This is a genomic window from Mycobacterium sp., assembly GCF_032162605.1.
In the GTDB taxonomy this organism is placed as follows: domain Bacteria; phylum Actinomycetota; class Actinomycetes; order Mycobacteriales; family Mycobacteriaceae; genus Mycobacterium.
The window spans coordinates 1-17251 of sequence record NZ_JAVROT010000362.1 but is presented as its reverse complement, the minus strand read 5'-3'; the positions used below and the strand labels follow the sequence as shown (position 1 = coordinate 17251).

Annotated in this window: 9 protein-coding genes; 5 read left to right on the top strand and 4 right to left on the bottom strand. The window is 67.3% G+C overall.

Features of this window, described 5'->3' with window-relative positions; genetic code table 11:
- Window positions 1-42 precede the first annotated feature (42 nt).
- The 3 genes from acpS to QOI01_RS20485 form a co-directional block, all read right to left on the bottom strand.
- On the bottom strand, window positions 43-435 hold the full coding sequence (acpS, locus tag QOI01_RS20495; RefSeq protein WP_526384170.1) for a holo-ACP synthase AcpS: 393 nt from the start codon (window positions 433-435) through the stop codon (window positions 43-45).
- A gap of 68 nt (window positions 436-503) precedes the next feature.
- Complete coding sequence (locus QOI01_RS20490; protein WP_526384168.1) at window positions 504-9833, bottom strand: fatty acid synthase subunit beta domain-containing protein; 9330 nt, start codon at window positions 9831-9833, stop codon at window positions 504-506.
- Window positions 9834-10351: 518 nt separating this feature from the next.
- Window positions 10352-11089, bottom strand: a complete 738-nt coding sequence (locus tag QOI01_RS20485; protein WP_526384166.1) for a glycoside hydrolase domain-containing protein — start codon at window positions 11087-11089, stop codon at window positions 10352-10354.
- Window positions 11090-11270: 181 nt separating this feature from the next.
- Here QOI01_RS20485 and QOI01_RS20480 point away from each other — a divergent pair, with 181 nt between their 5' ends.
- Genes QOI01_RS20480 through QOI01_RS20465 form a run of 4 tightly spaced genes read left to right on the top strand, consistent with a single transcriptional unit; the run spans window position 11271 to window position 15265 of the window.
- Window positions 11271-12314 carry an ABC transporter ATP-binding protein gene (locus QOI01_RS20480; RefSeq protein WP_526384164.1) on the top strand — a complete coding sequence of 348 codons (1044 nt, stop codon included), beginning with the start codon at window positions 11271-11273 and terminating at the stop codon, window positions 12312-12314.
- Window positions 12315-12372: 58 nt separating this feature from the next.
- Window positions 12373-13569: an ABC transporter substrate-binding protein gene (locus QOI01_RS20475; RefSeq protein ID WP_526384162.1), complete on the top strand. Its 1197-nt coding sequence runs from the start codon at window positions 12373-12375 to the stop codon at window positions 13567-13569.
- Between the two features lie 53 nt (window positions 13570-13622).
- Window positions 13623-14465, top strand: coding sequence for an ABC transporter permease (locus QOI01_RS20470; RefSeq protein WP_526384172.1), 843 nt, complete (start codon window positions 13623-13625; stop codon window positions 14463-14465).
- Window positions 14465-15265 carry an ABC transporter permease gene (locus QOI01_RS20465; RefSeq protein WP_526384161.1) on the top strand — a complete coding sequence of 267 codons (801 nt, stop codon included), beginning with the start codon at window positions 14465-14467 and terminating at the stop codon, window positions 15263-15265. Before QOI01_RS20470 ends, QOI01_RS20465 begins: the two co-directional genes overlap by 1 nt.
- A 6-nt stretch (window positions 15266-15271) precedes the next feature.
- Here the strand turns inward: QOI01_RS20465 and QOI01_RS20460 are convergent, their stop codons facing one another.
- On the bottom strand, window positions 15272-15991 hold the full coding sequence (locus QOI01_RS20460) for a MerR family transcriptional regulator (protein ID WP_526384159.1): 720 nt from the start codon (window positions 15989-15991) through the stop codon (window positions 15272-15274).
- 166 nt (window positions 15992-16157) lie between these two features.
- On the opposite strand from QOI01_RS20460, the gene QOI01_RS20455 reads away from it, so the two are divergent.
- The coding region (locus QOI01_RS20455) for an MFS transporter (RefSeq protein ID WP_526384157.1) at window positions 16158-17251 on the top strand (1094 nt) is incomplete at its 3' end.

Below are 17251 nucleotides of genomic sequence, written 5' to 3'. Positions count from 1 at the left end.
CCCTTTCGACCAGATCGCCCATGGCATCGAGGGTAGTGCGCGCTATGGAGACTCCAGCACCGCCACCGCCGCGGCGGTGTCGCCGTCGTGGGTCAGCGACAGATGAATCGTGATGTCCTTCAGGTGTTCGGCGATGTCGCCGGACAGCCGCACCTTCGGCCTGCCCCACATGTCCGTGACCACTTCGATGTCACGGTGGATGTCCTCGGGCAGCACGGGCCGCTTCGAGAACCGCGAACCCGACCACGCCTTGATCACGGCCTCCTTGGCCGCCCACCGCGCCGCCAGGTGCCGCGCCGCCGACGAACTCTTGTCCGCGGCGTCGCGGCGTTCACCCGGCGTGAACGTCTCCGCGAACACCGTCCCCGGTTGGTCGACCTGCTCCGCGAAGTCCGGTATGGAGACCAGGTCGATGCCGATCCCGACGATGCTCATTGCGGGAACGCTAGCTCAGCAGACTCAGCCCTCACGCCATTCCAGCCCGAATGCTCCTGCGCAGGCGCTCACCGCTGCCCATACCAACCGTCCTCGCCGAGCCGCGACTCCGGATCGAGCAGCATGTCGGCCTCCTGCCGCTTCTCCGGCGAGTCGTGGTTGAAGCGCCGGTCCGCAGGCTTCTCGTACAGCGCGGGCCCGCCGGCGATCGCCGACGCCAGAGTGCGCTGACCCTGCAATACACGGGCGCCTGCGCGCTGCTGGTAATCCTCACGCTGCTCGGGATTCAAGGCAGCCAGGAACGCCTGCGGATGCACCAGTGCGACCAGACCCGAAACGTGCCCGAAGCCAAGGCTGGTGATCAGACCCGCCTTCATCGGGAACTTCTCCCGCATCTGCAGGGCCTCGCGCACCCACACGAAGTGTGAGGCGTGGGCCATCTCGTCGTCGACGCAGTCCAGACTCCTGTTCGGTGGGATGACGCCGTCGCGCAGCATCTGGCACATACCCATCATCTGGAATGCCGCCGCGCCGCCCTTCGAGTGCCCGGTGAGGCTCTTCTGGCTGACGATGAACAGCGGCGCGCCGGGCGACCGACCCATGGCGGAGGCGAGCCGCTCGTGCAGCTCCGTCTCGTTGGGATCGTTGGCCAGTGTCGACGTGTCGTGCTTGGAGATCAGAGCGATGTCGTCGGGACCAACACCCAACGTCGCCAGCGACTTGGCCAGCTGCGACTGCTTGCCGCCGCGGCCCGCGCCCAGGGCACCGAGTCCGGGGGCCGGGATCGACGTGTGCATGCCGTCGCCGAACGTGGACACGTAGCCCACGACCGCCAGTACCGGCAGACCCATCTCCAAAGCCAGGTCACCGCGGGCCAGCAGGATGGTTCCGCCACCCTGACCCTCGACGAAGCCGAGGCGACGCCGGTCGTTGCCGCGAGAGAACTTGGAATCGCTGATGCCCTTGGCGCGCATCGCCTCCGTGTCGGCCGTGGCAGACATGTCGCCGAAGCCGATGATGGCCTCCAGCGTCGTGTCGTCGTAGCCGCCCGCGACCACGAACTCGGCCTTGCCGAGCCGGATCTTGTCCACCCCCTCCTCGACCGACACCGCCGTGGTGGCGCATGCGCCGACGGGGTGGATCATCGCGCCGTAGCTGCCGACATAGGACTGAACGACGTGGCCGGCCGTGACGTTCGGCAGGACCTCCTGCAGGATGTCGTTCGGCTTGTTCTTGCCAAGCAGATTGCCGTGATACATCGCCTGCATCGACGTCATGCCGCCCATGCCGGTGCCCTGCGTACTGGCCACCAGGCTGGGATGCACCCACCGCATCAGTTCGGTGGGAGTGAAGCCGGACGACAGGAACGCGTCCACCGTCGTGACGAGATTCCACAGCGCCAACCGGTCGATCGAGCTCATCATGTCCGGGGTGACGCCGTAGACGGACGGATCGAATCCGGTCGGCACTTGCGCCCCCACCGTCCTGGAGAGCTTCACCTTGCGCGGTACCCGGATTTCGGTGCCCGCCCTGCGGGTGACCTGCCAGTCACTGCTGTCCGGTATCGGCGCGATCAGGGTGTGCTCGGGATCGAACGTGACGAACGCGCGGGCCTCCTCCTCGGAGGACACCACGAACGAGAAGTCCTTGTCGAGGAACACCGAGACGAGCAGCGGTGCAGAGTGATCGGTATCGATCGCACCGTCGGCCACCCACTCGCGGATTCCCACCCGCTCGATGACGGTGTCGTGGTAGCGCTCCACCAGCTCGCCCTCGTCGATCAGGTCGCCCGAGGTCGTGTCGTACCAACCTGGCGTGGGATCGTCCTCCCACTTGACCAGCCCGGTGGTCCAGGCGAGCTCGAGCACGCCTGCGGCGGACAGCTCGCCGGAGACCTCGGCCTCGAAGCGGGTCCGCGACGAACCGTACGGTCCGAGCTCCGCTCCACCGACGATCACCACCAGATCGGCGGGATCGACGTCGAGGTCGTCCCATGCGGGTGGCGGCGCCGCGGCGTAACCCCGCGGCGGTGACGGCAAGGCCTTGATGGTGCCGGTGTCTTCGTCGTCCTCGGCAACCGTCGCAGCACTTTCGGCGGCCATGTCCTCGCGGGCCTTGGCGGCCAATTCGGCCATGTCGATGTCGACCTCGCCGAGTCCGCCGGTCAGGTCGGCCTTGATCGGCGCACGCGCCGCCGCCACCTTGGACTCGACGTCGCAGAGGTCGAGAAGCATCGACGCCATCTCTTCGGTCGAGTACGTGGTCACGCCGGCCTGTTCGACCGCACCGACGATCGCGTCGTTGTGACCCATCAGGCCGGTGCCCTTGGTCCAGCCGATCAGCGCGTGCGCCAACGAAACTCGCTGCGACCACGAGGTCTCGGCCTTCCAGCGCGTCACCAACGCGTCCAGTGCGGACTTGGCCTCGCCATAGGCACCGTCGCCACCGAACATGCCGCGGTTCGGCGAGCCGGGCAGCACCACGTGCAGCCGCGACGCGATGTCCCGCTCGGAACCGATGTGCGAAAGGCCACCGATCAGCCTCTGCACGGCCCACAGCAGAACCTTCATCTCCATCTCGGAACGGGACCCCGCCTCGGACAGGTCACCCCCCACGCGCGGAGCCGCGAACGGGAACAGCAGCGTCGGCGTCAGCGCGTCCTTGAGGTGAATCGACTGCGGGCCAAGGCTTTCCGTCTGCTCGCTACCGACCCAACTGACCAGCGCGTCGATGTCGGTGTAGGAGGCCATGTTGGCAGGCGTGACCCATAGCGTCGCGCCGAAGCGGGCGTTGTTGCGGTAGAGCTCCTTGTAGAACGCCAACCGGTCGTCGTCCAGCTTCGAGGTGGTGGCGATCACCGATGCGCCACCGTCGAGCAGCTGCGCGATCACCGACGCGGCGATGGACCCCTTGGAGGCACCCGTCACCACGGCGATCTCATTGGCGTACCGACCGGTGCCGGGGTTCTCCGCCCCGGCCGCGGCGCGTCCGTAGAGCGACGCGTGGACGTTGCGCCCCGCGGCGAGGGCCTTGCCCTGCCACCAGTTCGCCTGGGTGGCGACGACGTGCCCGGCGGCTTCGAAGCGCTCGGAGAGCCGCGGCCAGTTCGCGTCGATCTCGTCTTCGTCCTTCAGCCACAGGCGTGCCAAATCCTCGCGGGCGCTGGCCCAGCGGTCGTCGAACAGCACCGCCTTGCGCCCGTCGAACGTGGGCGCCACCAAACGTGGCCAGTCAGAACCGAGTTCGGCGGTGACGAGGTCGATGAGGTCGGCATCGCTGACCGTCTCACCCACGTTGACCGGGGCGTCCAAGCCGAGCTGACCGAGAATCATCCGGGCCGCCGAGGCGAGCACGCCGTTGCGGCCGGTGACCTGCTCGGCGAACTCGACGAGTGCGGCGGAGTCCACGACGCCTCCCCCGGCGCCTGCGGCAGAGGGCAGCGACACCGCTACACCGCGGCGCGCGGCGACGGCCGAGACCGCCGCATCCACGATCTTGTCGAACGTGGCCGCGTCGGGCAGCGCACCGTCGTGAAGGTGCCCTAGTCCGCCACCGCGCACACTGCTGCCTTCACGCGTGCCCAGCACGAGTTCCATCGTGACGTGCTTGACCCAGCCGTCGCCGAGTTCCCAGGTCTTCTTGACCCGTTCGGCGATTGCGGCAGGTCGCTTGCCGGACGGCCCGAGTACGGTGCGCAGCTGATCGTTCACCGCATCGGAAAGCACTGGGCCGTAGGGCTTGTAGGTTCGGGCCAGCTTGGTGACCTGCGCCTTGAGGCCAGCCAGATCGGCTTCGGCGGCCCCGTCGATCGCCCCGAGGTTCAACTCGGAACCGAGGTCGACCAACAGCTGGTTGCGCCGCGAGGACGCGCCGTCGGTGATCGACTCGATGGAGTCCAGCAGCTCGATCTGGTCGACGCGCATCTTCGCCGACAGTGCGATGAGCGACAGCGTCGCTTCGTCGGCGCCGAAGGAGATGTCGTCGGGCCGCGGAGCGCCCCCGGGCGCGACATTGGGACCCGGGCCGCCCGACGGGGCGGCGGGTGCCGCCGCCGCAGCTGCCGGTGCGGCATCGGCTGGTGCGTTCTGGGAAGCAGGCGAAGTGGCATGCTCCTCCAGCTCCGGATCGGGATCGGTGTCGGTGGCGAACAGCACCGCTGCGTCGCGCTCCGTGTTGAGCACCTCGGTGGTGTTGTGTGAGTACTCCGGCAGTTTCAGCGTGTTGGTGGCCAGACCGGCTACCGTCGGCGCCGACTTCACGCCGATCTCGACGAACCGCTCGACTCCCAGACCGCCTGCGGCCTCCTCGATGAAGAGCAGGTCCTGCGTCTCGATCCAGCGCACCGGGCTGGCGAACTGCCAGGCCAGCAACTCGATGACGATCTTGCGGCACAGCTCACGCGGCTTCTCGCTTCGCCACGTGTCGTAGTCGGCGAGGATCTCGTCGAGCGGCTCGGCGGGCACCAGGTCCCGGATCTCCTGGACGAAGTCGCGATCGAGCGTGAACGGCCGCGGCACCAGGTTGGGGACGTAGCGGCCGACGAGCAGCGCCGGGTCGGCGTCACGGGGCATCACGCGCTCCAGCGAACGGCGGAAGTCGGCGACGCCGACGCGCAGAACCGAGGAGTGGAACGGCACGTCGATGCCGGGTACCAGGATGAACGAACGCTTTCCGCCGGAGATCTCGCGAAGCTTCTCGACCTCGTCCTCCAGTACCTCCAGGCCGCGCACGGTGCCCGCGATGGCGTACTGCGAGCCGCGCAGGTTGTAGTTGACGATCTGTAGGTATTCCCCTGTGCGCTGGGCGATCTCGTCGATGAACTCGGGCACGTCCGCGTCGTCGAGGTCGATCTGCGACGGACGGATCGCGGCCAGTCGATAGTTGGACCGGCCGTTCTCGTCGCGCGGCACGATGTCGTGCATCTTGCTGCCGCGGTGGAAGACCACCTCGAGCAGCGCCTCGAGCGGGTACACACCCGACACGCAGGCCAGTGCCGTGTACTCGCCGACGGAGTGACCGCAGGCGATCGCATCCTCGACGAAAGCACCCTGCTCGCGCATCTCGGCCACTTGGGCAGCAGCCACCGTGGCCATGGCGACCTGGGTGAACTGCGTCAGGTTCAGCACGCCCTCGGGATGCTGGTAGTGCACACCGCTGGCGATCAGGCTGGTCGGGTTGTCACGCACCACGTGCAGCACCGAGAAGCCCAGCGTGTCACGGGTGAACTTGTCGGCGGTGTCCCATACCTTGCGGGCGGCCTTCGACCGGCTCCGGACCTCCATGCCCATGCCCTTGTGCTGGATGCCCTGGCCGGGGAATGCGTAGACGGTCTTCGGCGCCGACAGCTGCGCGGTCGCCGACATCACCAGGTCGGTTCCGACCTTGGCGGTGACCTCGATGATCTCGGCGCCGCGGTCGATGCCGACGCGGTCGACACGGAAGTCGATGTCGTCACCGGGCATGACCATGCCGAGGAAGCGGGACGTCCAGCCGACCAGCCGCGCGGGCGGCGTGGCCTGACCGTCGGTGGCGGTCACCGCGTGCTGCGCGGCGGCCGACAGCCACATGCCGTGCACGATGGGCGATTTCAGGCCGGCGAGCAGGGCGGCCGCACGGTCGGTGTGGATCGGATTGTGGTCACCGGAGACCACGGCGAACGCGCTCATGTCCGTCGGCGCGGTGACGGTGACGTCACGGCGGCGGCGGCGCGGGGTGTCGGTGGAGTTGTCGGTGATCGCTCCCCCCGCCTGAATGGGATCGGTCAGTGCGGCGGCGCCCGTGCGGCCGCGGATCGCGAACCGCTCCTGGAGCTTCGCCAGCTCGGTGCCGTCCGCGTCGCTGATCGTCACGGACACCGGGACCACCCGGCCGACCTCGGTGTCGGTCGCGGGCGAAGCCGTTGCGGTGACGGTCAATCGAGCCTTGGAGTTCGGCATGGGCGCCAGCAGGTGGGCGGCGTGGTCGAGGTGCACCAGGCTGAGCAGGCCCTCGATGACCGGGAAACCGGTCTCGGTGACCGCCGATCCGATGACGGAGAAGACCGCGGGCCAGCAGCTGCCGACCAGTGCGTCGGGCACCAACGTCAGCCCAGGCGCCAGCGGTGCGCCGAACGTCGCCGTGACGCCGGTGTGGTCGGCGACCTCCTCCGGGTCCCACGACACGGTCACCGTCGTGCTGTCGTCGACGACGGTGCCTGATTCCCCGGTCGCTTCGCTCCTGCCCACCGGAGGCAGCGACTCGGGCCCGTCGACGCCCGCGGCGATCGCCAGCACGGCGCGCATCGCGGCGGCGGCGTCTTCGGTGGTGACGACCGGCATACCACCGTCGATCGTGGTGGACGGCAGGGTGAACCGGATGGTGATCCAGATGTCGGACAACGGCACGCTCAGCACCACGTGATCGCCGCTCAACTCGAGGCGCGAACCCGTGGACGGGTGTGTCGCAGAACGATTCTCGTTGACCTGCCACTCCCGCGGCCCACCGATGCGGTGGACCGGGTTGATGGCGGCGCGCCCCGCCCACAGCACGTCGGGCGAGTCGAGCACGACGGCCAGTGGGCCGGTGATGTCGGCGCGGGCCTGGCGGCGCGAGACCGCAGAGACGGGCTGTGCACCGGTGGCCAGAACCTCGTCGATCGAGGCCTTCTCGAATCGGTCGAGCAGCTCACCGACGGGTTCGTCGACGCGGGTGATGCCCACGACGGCCTCGGTGCCCGGAATGATGCACACCTGGTCGGCCGAGTACCGCGCGTCGTGCGCCTGCCACAGCGAGTCGCTGCGCCACCAGCGCCGCACGTCCTTGTCGATGACCGGCACGAAGTTGACCGGCTTGCCGAGCGTCTTGCAAAGGGTCACGAAGAACGGCACGTCGGCCGGATGCAGCTTGACGTCCTCGGCGTCGGGATAGCGCGAGAGCAGCGCCGCCAGGGCCCGCTCCGGATCCTCGAGCAGCGCCTCACCGTCGGCGTCGACGGTGAACAGCGTCTCGATGGGCCCGGAGTCCTGCGGGTGCAGCCGGGCCTCGGCGCGCTTGAGCATCTCCTCGAAGCGGTCGCGCCAAGTCGTGTCCAGCCACGGCGAGTCGGCGTCCTTGGTGTCGGCGGTGGTGTCACCGTCACCGATCGCCAACTCGACGTAACGGCGCAGCCACTGCAGGTACGTCATGTCCGCCACGTCGCCGAAGTAGGGCTTGGCCGTATCGGCCATCGCGGCGATGATCTCGGCGCGCCGCTCGGCGACCGCGTCGACGTCACCGGCGACCTCGTCGAGCAGACGACCGCAGCGCGACGCCGCGTTGTCGATCTCGTGGATGTCGGCACCGAGCTGGCTGCGCCCGGATGCCATGCCGCCCTGGGCCTTTCCGGCGCCGACCCACAGATCGGTGCCGGTGGTCTCGACCAGCAACTGCTTGACCGCAGGCGAGGTGGTGGACTCCAGCGTCGCCATCGCCGCGGTGCCGACGAGGATGCCGTCGACCGGCATGATCGGGAAGCCGTAGGCCTGTGACCACTTGCCGGACAGGTAATCCGCGGAACGCTCCGGCGTTCCGATGCCGCCGCCGACGCAGAGCGTGATGTTGGACAGCTTGCGCAGGTCGCCGTACGTCGACACCAGCAGATCGTCGAGGTCCTCCCACGAGTGGTGCCCACCGGCGCGGCCGCCCTCGATGTGGACGATGACGTCCTTGCCGGGCACCTCGGCGGCGATCTCGATCACCGACTTGATCTGCTCGACGGTGCCGGGCTTGAACACCACGTGGGTGATGCCGATCTCGTTGAGCTCCTCGATCAGCGCGACGGCTTCCTCGAGTTCGGGAATGCCCGCGCTGACCACCACGCCGTCGATCGGCGCGCCCGACTGACGCGCCTTCTGTACCAGACGCTTTCCGCCCAGCTGCAGCTTCCAGAGGTAGGGGTCGAGGAACAGGGAGTTGAACTGAATGGCCCGGCCCGGCTCCAACAGAGACGTCAGCTCGGCGATGCGCTTGTCGAAGATCGGTTCGGTGACCTGACCACCCCCCGCGAGCTCGGCCCAGTGGCCCGCGTTGGCCGCAGCGGCGACGATCTTGGAGTCGACGGTCGTCGGCGTCATGCCCGCGAGCAGGATCGGCGAACGACCGGTGAGCCGGGTGAACTTGGTCGAGAGCTTGGTCGACCCGTCCGGCAGCGTGATGACCGAGGGGGCATAGCTCGACCAGGCGGGCGCGACCTCGGGTGCGGCTCCGACGGTGAAGAGGTTGCGCTGACCGGCCCTGGTGGCCGCGGGGACGATGCCGATGCCGAGCCCGCGGATGACGGGTGCGGTGACTCGGGTGATGGTGTCGCTGGGCCCGAGGTCGATGATCCAACCCGCCCCGGACTCGTGCAGCCGTTCGATCTCGGCGACCCAGTCGAAGGCCTCGACGTAGATCGCCGTGGCGAAGTGATGAAGGAGCTCGCCGTCGATGCTCAACTTGGCCGCCCACCCGTCGACCACGTCGATCGCGTCGGCAAGCCGTGGGGTGTGGAAGCCGACCTCGACCTGGATGCCGGTGAACACGGGGTTGAACACCGCGCCGCCGCGGAGTTTGTTCTTGCGCTCCGCTTCTTCCTTCTCCGTGAGCTTGCTGCAGTACAGCTCGAAGCGTGAGAGCTGCTCGGGCGTCCCAGTGATGACCACCGAGCGCCTGCCGTTGCGGATGGAGAGCACCGGAGGCAGCACGGTGCGGACGTCTTGGGAGAACTCTTCGAGGAGTTCCGCGATGCGCTCCGGATCGGCGTTGGTGACGGAAACCATCGGCGACTTGTCGCCACGTCCGACCATTCCTCGCCGCCGCGAGACCAGCGAGCCCGCCGCACCGATCAGCTGGATCATGGCCAGGAGTTCCGCGTCGCGCGTGCCTCTAGCCCGCAGCGCCTCGCAGGCGATGATGCCCTGGGAGTGGCCGGCCATGCTGACCGGCGGCGTGCCGTAGAGGTCGAGACCCTGGCGGGTGGCTGCGCGGATGGCCGCCAGCTGGGTCAGCAGAATGCCCGGTCCGGAGATGGCGGCGGTGGTCAGCTGCTTCGACGTCGGCAGCGGCTCATCGGCGGCCAGCGCACGCACCCACTGCATCGGCTCGAAGCCGATCGGCCGAACGACGACCAACTCGCGCGCGACGGGCTCCAGCAGCAGCGCGGCCTCACCGATGACCTCGCTCAGCTCGGACTCGATGCCTGCCGAGCTGATGAGTTCCTCGAGGTTCTCCAGCCAGTTGCCGCCCTGGCCGCCGAACGCCACGGCATAGGGCTCACCCGCGTTGAGGAGGTCGACGAGAGCGGTGGATGCGGAAGAGTTGTCGGCAGAACCACCCTTGCGGCCGGTTGACACCTCCCCTTGCTTCGCGGGGGTACCCCAGTCGTGCTTCTCGTTGATCGTCACGTCTTGTCATCTCCTCGGTGCGCTCTCGCGCGTATCACTCTTGCGTCTGCGCGGCTTCGTCTACCGCGTCCATTTCGTCCTCGGCGGTGAGGCCCCGCGCCCCTGTGGGTAACGCGGGTGGCGTCGGGGGTGGATTCCCGACGGGCTCGTGGTCTCTTCTGGGAGGGCCCGGTTGGATGGGCAGCCGCCATAAGAGTGTCATAAGGACCTGCACCATTTTCGCGCCCCAAATGGTTACTGGCGAGTTCTACGCACGGGTAACCACACATTGGATAACGCGGACTTCAAGACGCCTTCCCGGCTTGCGGTACAAACGTCCTGCATGCGGGTGGTTACGGTCGAGTAGCAACAACACTGCAGATCAAGGCAGTACTGTTACCTAATCGTTATGTTCTGTTCCTACGCCTGGTTCGCGCAGTCGGCATCTCTGAAAAACCGACGACACTGCGACGAGTGTCTAGTCAGAAACGGCGAGACGCTCAAATAGTTTGCTGGCAAGACTTACTGACCGGTAAGTGTCAGTCCCATTGTCCGAATCGCGGCTTCAGGATGTGGTTCAGGTCGACGCCGACGCCGCTCACGCTCTGCTTGTCGATCTCGACCTGGTGCAGGTGTGCGGCCGGATGTGTGAAGCCCTTGGGCGAGCCCCAGTTGTGTTGCCAGAAGTAGGAGCCGAGCCCGTCCTGCAGTGCCCAGTCGATCGTCTTCGAGTTCGCGTAGACGCCGACGCGCTGGTGGCCCAGCACCGCCTCCCAGCCGCGAAGATAGGGTGCGACCTGCTGTTTGTACTGGTCAAGGGACGGGTCATCGTCGATGGAGGCGTAGATGGGAGCGCCGTACGAACCGCCGGCGGCGACGTGTAACTGCCAGCCCCGCTTGGCGTGTTCGACGCCCGCGTTCTGGCCGCCCAGCCAGTCGGCGCTCTCCTGTTTGCCGAACTGATAGCAGGAGACGATCTTCAGACCGTTCTGGTATAGGTCGCGCGCCTCGGGTAGCTGGATCGGCTTGCCCAGCATCCAGCCGCCATCGGGTCGGCGATCGGAGACATAGCGGATCGCACCGGCCGCTCCCGCAGCGCGCAGGGCCGTCGCGGGGATCACGCCCGCCGCGTAGTCGAGGAGGACGCCCAGCGGGGCGGCGGAGGCCGTCGCGGGGGCCAGGGCTGCCGACACCGCGCCTGCCAGCGCGCCGCCGAGCCCGACGACTGCCGGCGCCGCAGCGGCGTACTTGAGCACGTCTCGCCGGGAAATCGCCACAACCACAGGGTATGACAACTGTCCCAATTTTCTCATCAACGCCACTGGTCACATCTGTATCAAGATTCTGCAGGTCGTCTGCGCATTTGCTGGAGACGAAAACCGTCGATGAAACCGCCGCGTCATGCGGATTCCATACGTTGCGCTGCGGTGCGACCGACGGATCCATACGATTCAGCCCATGCCATCTGGTCCCGGCGAGCCGCAGATCGAACTCACAGGCGTTCGCAAGGTATTCGATGACTCGATCGTCGCAGTGGACGGTGCGGACCTCACCGTCGAGGACGGCGAGCTGTTCGCCATCCTCGGCCCCTCCGGCTCGGGCAAGACCACCGTGCTGAGGATGGTCGCCGGTTTCGAACAGCCGACCGCGGGGACCATCAAGCTCGGTGGCGTCGACGTCACGGCCCTTCCGGCCCGGCGCCGCGATGTCAACACCGTGTTCCAGGAGTACGCGCTGTTCCCCCACATGACCGTCGCGCAGAACGTCGAATACGGCATGAAGGTGCGCGGCGTCCCCAAGACCGAGCGGCGCAGTCGCACCGCCGACGCACTCGAGATGGTCCGGCTCGCGGACTACGGGCCGCGCAAGCCCGCGCAGCTCTCGGGTGGTCAGCGCCAGCGCGTCGCGCTGGCACGGGCCCTGGTGGGACGTCCCAAGGTCCTGCTCCTCGACGAGCCGCTCGGCGCACTCGACCTCAAACTGCGCGAGCAGATGCAATTGGAGCTCAAGGCGATTCAGCGCGAGATCGGGATCACCTTCGTCATCGTCACCCACGATCAGGACGAGGCGCTCACCCTCTGCGATCGGCTCGCGGTGTTCAATGCGGGGCGCATCGAGCAGGTGGGCAAGGCACGCGACGTCTACGAGAATCCGGTGAACCGGTTCGTCGCCGACTTCGTCGGAACCTCCAACGTGCTCGACGGAGACGCCGCCGAGGCGCTCGTCGGCCGGCGCGGCATGTTCGCGGTGCGGCCGGAACGCATAGCGGTGCTCGCGCCGGGAGGCGGCGGGGCGGCTCCGGGCAGTCGCACCGTCGACGCCACCGTGGCCGAAGTCATCTACGCAGGCCCCACCACGCGCGTGGCCGCCGTTGCCGCACCGGGCGTGACGCTCACCGCGACCGTGCTCAACGCGTCGGCCAACCTGCCCGACGGCCTGGGCCACGGCACTCGGATCACCATGGCCTGGCCCGACAGCGCCGTGCACGACCTCACGAACTGAACCGAACTGAAACGCATTGACGGAACAAGGAATCGAACCCAGTAGATCAAGGAAGCCCATGAAACCCACTGCATTGCGGATCGGCTTCACCATCGCCGCATGTGCCACCCTCGTCGTCGGTTGTTCGAGCTCGCAGTCCGGCGGCGGCGGCGAAGCAGGCACGGCACCGCCGAAGCTCGATCAGCTCAGCGCCCTCGGCAACGGTGAGGGTGAGCTCAACCTGATCGCGTGGGCCGGCTACGCCGAGAACGGATCCAACGACAAGACGGTCGACTGGGTGACACCATTCGAGCAGCAGTCCGGCTGCAAGGTCAACGTCAAGATCGGCAACACATCCGACGAGATGGTGCAGTTGATGCGAACCGGCCAGTACGACGGTGTGTCCGCCTCGGGCGACGCCACGCTACGGCTCATCTACGCAGGCGACGTCGCACCCGTGAACACTGCACTCGTGCCCAACTATTCGACGATCTCGTCCTTCCTCAAGGACAAGCCGTGGAACTCGGTGGACGGTCGGATGTACGGGGTCCCCCACGGGTGGGGGGCAAACCTGTTGATGTACAACGTCGCCGCGGTCACCGACGCACCCGATTCGTGGGGCGCGGTGTTCACCGATGCCGGGAAGTACAAGGGCAAGGTGACGGCCTACGACTCACCCATCTACATCGCCGACGCTGCGCTGTACCTGTCGAAGACCAAGCCCGAGTTGGGCATCAAGGACCCGTACTCGCTGACACAAGAACAACTCGGCGCCGCCGTCGACCTGCTCACGAAGCAGCGCGAGAACATCAGCGAGTACTGGTCGGACTACACCAAGGAAGTGCAGGCATTCGAGTCCGGCACCTCGGTGATCGGCACCACGTGGCAGGTCATCGCCAACACCATCGGCACCGAAAACAAGGTTCAGGTGAACACCATCCTTCCGAAGGAGGGGGCGACCGGCTGGTCCGACACCTGGATGGTCGCCGAGAAGGCCGCACATCCCAACTGCATGTACAAGTGGATGGACTGGATCACCTCACCGCAGGTCAACGCCCAGGTGGCGGAGTACTTCGGCGAGGCGCCCGCACAGACCAAGGCCTGCGAGTTCACCAAGGAGAAGGACTTCTGCGACATCTACCACGCCACCGACGAGGCGTACGCCGCTCAGCTTCACTACTGGACAACGCCTCAGAAGCAGTGCGTCGACGGTAGCGGTTCCAACTGCACGGCCTACGACGAGTGGGTCAGCAAGTGGCAGCAGATCAAGGGGTGACGCCCGCCGCCCCCGACGCCGAGGCGCCGCGGACGGCGACGCCACGGGACCGGATGTCGCTGCCGGGGCGGCTCCAGCGGGGACGGCTGAGCCTGGCCTTCCTGCTGGTCCCCCCGTTGGCGTGGCTGGTGGTGGCCTATCTGGGTTCACTTGCCGTGCTGCTGGTTTCGGCGTTCTGGACCACCAACTCCTTCACCGGCGCAGTGGTCCACACCGTCACCGGCGACAACATCGTCCGCGTGGTGACCGACGAGGTCTTCCGCACCGTGACCCTGCGCACGGTGGGCGTGGCACTGTTGGTCACCGTCCTCTGCGCGGTCCTCGCCGTCCCGTTGGGGTTGTACATGGCGAAGATCGCCTCGCCGCGAATGCGTCTGGCGCTGGTGGTCGCGGTTACGACGCCGCTGTGGGCCAGCTATCTGGTCAAGGCGTACGCGTGGCGGGTGATGCTCTCCCCGCAGGGTCCGCTGGCGTGGGCCACCGGATACAGCCCCGGCTACGGCCTCACCGCCACCGCGATCACGCTGACGTACCTGTGGTTGCCATACATGATCATCCCGGTTTTCGCGGCGTTCGAACGCGTCCCCGACCACCTCATCGACGCGAGCTCGGACCTCGGCGCCTCCGACTTCTCGACATTTCGAATGGTCGTGGCGCCGTTGGTGTTTCCCGGCATCGCGGCCGGCTCGATCTTCACCTTCTCCCTGTCACTCGGGGACTACATCGCCGTCACCATCGTCGGCGGCAAGACACAGATGCTCGGCAACATCATCTACGGACAGTTGGTCACGGCGAACAACCAGCCGCTGGCCGCGGCGCTTTCCATCATCCCGCTGGCGGCAGTCGTCCTATACCTGCTCGCCATGCGGCGCACCGGCGCTCTGGAGAACGTCTGATGCTGTCGGGCGGTGCGCGGGGCGCGGTGCGGGCGTGGACCGTGTTCGTGCTGGTGTTCCTCTACGCCCCACTGCTTCTCGTCGTCGTCAACGCCTTCAACTCTTCGCGGACGTTCGCGTTCCCACCGAGTGGTTTCACACTGCGCTGGTGGGCCGACGCATGGAACAGCGATGGTATGTGGACGTCGCTGGCCAACTCGGTGTTCGTCGGGCTCGGCGCCACGGCGATCGCGCTGGTGTTGGGCACCATGGTCGCCTTCGCCGTGCAACGCAGGAAGTTCTTCGGCCGCAACGCGATCAGCTTCCTGGTCGTCCTGCCGATCACGCTGCCCGGGATCGTCACCGGCATCGCGCTGAACGCCACCTTCACGTCCGCGCTAGGAGTGACGCTCGGCCTGGCCACCGTGATCGTCGGACACGCCACCTTCTGCATCGTCATCGTCTTCAACAACACGCAGGCGAGACTGCGCAGGCTCGGCACGGACCTCGAGGACGCCTCGGACGACCTGGGCGCATCGACGTGGCAGACCTTCCGCTACGTGACGTTCCCCATGATGCGCGGTGCTCTCGTCGCAGGCGCGATCCTGGCCTTCGCCCTGAGCTTCGACGAGATCGTGGTCACCACCTTCACCGCGGGACCGGCGGTGCAGACCCTGCCGATCTGGATCTTCGGAAACCTGTTTCGGCCCAACCAGGCCCCCGTCATCAACGTGGTCGCCGCCGCGCTCACCGTCCTCGCGATCATTCCGGTGTGGCTGGCGCAGCGGTTCGGCGGGGACCCCGCCACCACCCGCGTCTGAGCGCGCTCAGTCGTTCTCGGCGTCACTGCCCGCCGGGGGCGACGTCGGCGGGTAGCCGGACTCTCCCTCGAGACGCCCCTGCAACGCGTCCTCGAGCTGATCGGCGACTACGTAATGGGCGATGGCGCGGTAGTCGGCGACCGTCCTCCGCAGCTCGGCCAAGGCAGCGGGCTCTGGCGCGTAGTTCGGGCCGAAGCCGGCGAGCAGGCTCTGCTCCAACGCGTCCACGACCGCACTCGCAAGCTCGTCGAGCAGGCCCGCGATGCCGGCGGAGACCCGCAGCATCGCCTGCACGTAGGGCAGCTGTTCGGAGACGCGGCCGACGATCTCGGCGATGTTGGGGTTCACCAACACCAACTCACCGTCGATCACCTCGGCCAGGCCGTACTGCAGCAACCGGCGCGCTTCGTCGCCGTCGGGGTTGACGTCAACCGCGGCGGCGGCCCGCGGGGGCGGGGCGAAGATGGCCTGCTGCAAGCCGAGGACGTCCGCCAGATCGCGGCCCTGACGCGTGCCGTCGAGGAATTCGGCGATGTGCGCGGAGGTGTAGCCCTTGCGCAACAGCTCGTTGACGGCTCGCAACTGGGCGAGGTGACGGTCGTTGTAGAAGGCCCTCCGGCCTTCGCGACGAGGGGCGTCGAGCAGACCTCGCTCGCGGTAGGCCCGAATGTTGCGGACGCTGACTCCCGAGAGGGCGGACAGCTCATCGAGCCGGTATTCAGCCACCGCGACACTTCCCTAAATAGCCGGTCACAGTCCCGCTCTGCCCAACACCGCAACGATGCATGCAGTCACTGTAGACCGTCTCAATAATTTGCGAGATTTGCACGTCAACGTCAAGTAGAGAATATCGATTCGCCATCGGATGCCGGGATGCGCGACGATTGACCGAGTGCGTGCCTGGACGATCTGGTCGACGGGGCTGCTGGCTTACATCGTCGCCGTGCTGGACCGCACCACGCTAGGTGTCTCCGGGCTCAACGCCGCCGATCGATTCGCGGCCAGCCCCAGCGTGCTGTCCACGTTCGTGGTGCTGCAGGTCGTCGTCTACGCGGGCGCACAGGTGCCCGCGGGCGTGCTGCTGGATCGCTTCGGCTCGCGGGTGCTCATCGTCGCGGGCGCCGCCCTGATGGCCGGCGGGCAGCTGCTCCTCGCGCTGACCGAGTCGTTGCCGCTGGCGATCGGGGGGCGCGCCATCGTGGGACTCGGCGACGCCGTCACCTTCATCTCGGTGCTCCGACTGGTGCCCCATTGGTTCCCGCCGAGACAGGTGCCGCTGCTCACCCAGCTCACCGGTATCTGCGGTCAACTCGGCCAGGTGCTCTCCGCCGTCCCGTTCCTGGCCCTGCTGACCGGTACCACGTGGGCGACGGCGTACGTCTCCGTCGCGGCGCTGGGCATCCTGGCGCTGATCCTCGTCGTGGTGCTGGTCAAGGACGCCCCCAGGGGGCTGGTCGCCGCGACCGAGTCACCGTCGGTGCGCGCCACGCTCTCCAGCGTGAAGACAGTGTGGCTGCGTCCCGGCACCCGGCTCGGATTCTTCACCCACATGGGCACCCAGTTCTCGGTCACCGTCTTTGCGCTGATGTGGGGTGTGCCGTATCTGACCGTGGCCCAGGGACAGTCGGCGGGCGTTGCGGGCGCATTGTTGACCATCTCGGTGGTGGCCGCGATCTCGTCCGGCATCGCGATCGGCATCTTCACCGGGCGGAACCCGCACCGGCGCTCCCGCATCGTCCTGGCGATCATCGCGAGCAATGCGTTGGTGTGGACGGTGGTGCTCGCGCTGCCCGGGCGCGCTCCCCTGTGGCTGCTGGTCGTGCTCGTAGTGGTGATCTCCGTGGGAGGGCCGGGGTCGATGGTCGGATTCGACTTCGCGCGGACGTGCAATCCGAGCGCCACCCTCGGCACCGCTCAGGGGATGGTGAACATGGGCGGCTTCATCGCCTCGCTGTTGGTCATGCAGGCGATGGGCGTCATCCTCGG

What these genes read in the sequence shown, in the direction of transcription:
- acpS (WP_526384170.1), bottom strand. Translation starts at nt 435, where the DNA reads ATGAGCATCGTCGGGATCGGCATCGACCTGGTCTCCATACCGGACTTC.
- QOI01_RS20480 (WP_526384164.1), top strand. Translation starts at nt 11,271, where the DNA reads ATGCCATCTGGTCCCGGCGAGCCGCAGATCGAACTCACAGGCGTTCGC.
- QOI01_RS20475 (WP_526384162.1), top strand. Translation starts at nt 12,373, where the DNA reads ATGAAACCCACTGCATTGCGGATCGGCTTCACCATCGCCGCATGTGCC.
- QOI01_RS20470 (WP_526384172.1), top strand. Translation starts at nt 13,623, where the DNA reads ATGTCGCTGCCGGGGCGGCTCCAGCGGGGACGGCTGAGCCTGGCCTTC.
- QOI01_RS20465 (WP_526384161.1), top strand. Translation starts at nt 14,465, where the DNA reads ATGCTGTCGGGCGGTGCGCGGGGCGCGGTGCGGGCGTGGACCGTGTTC.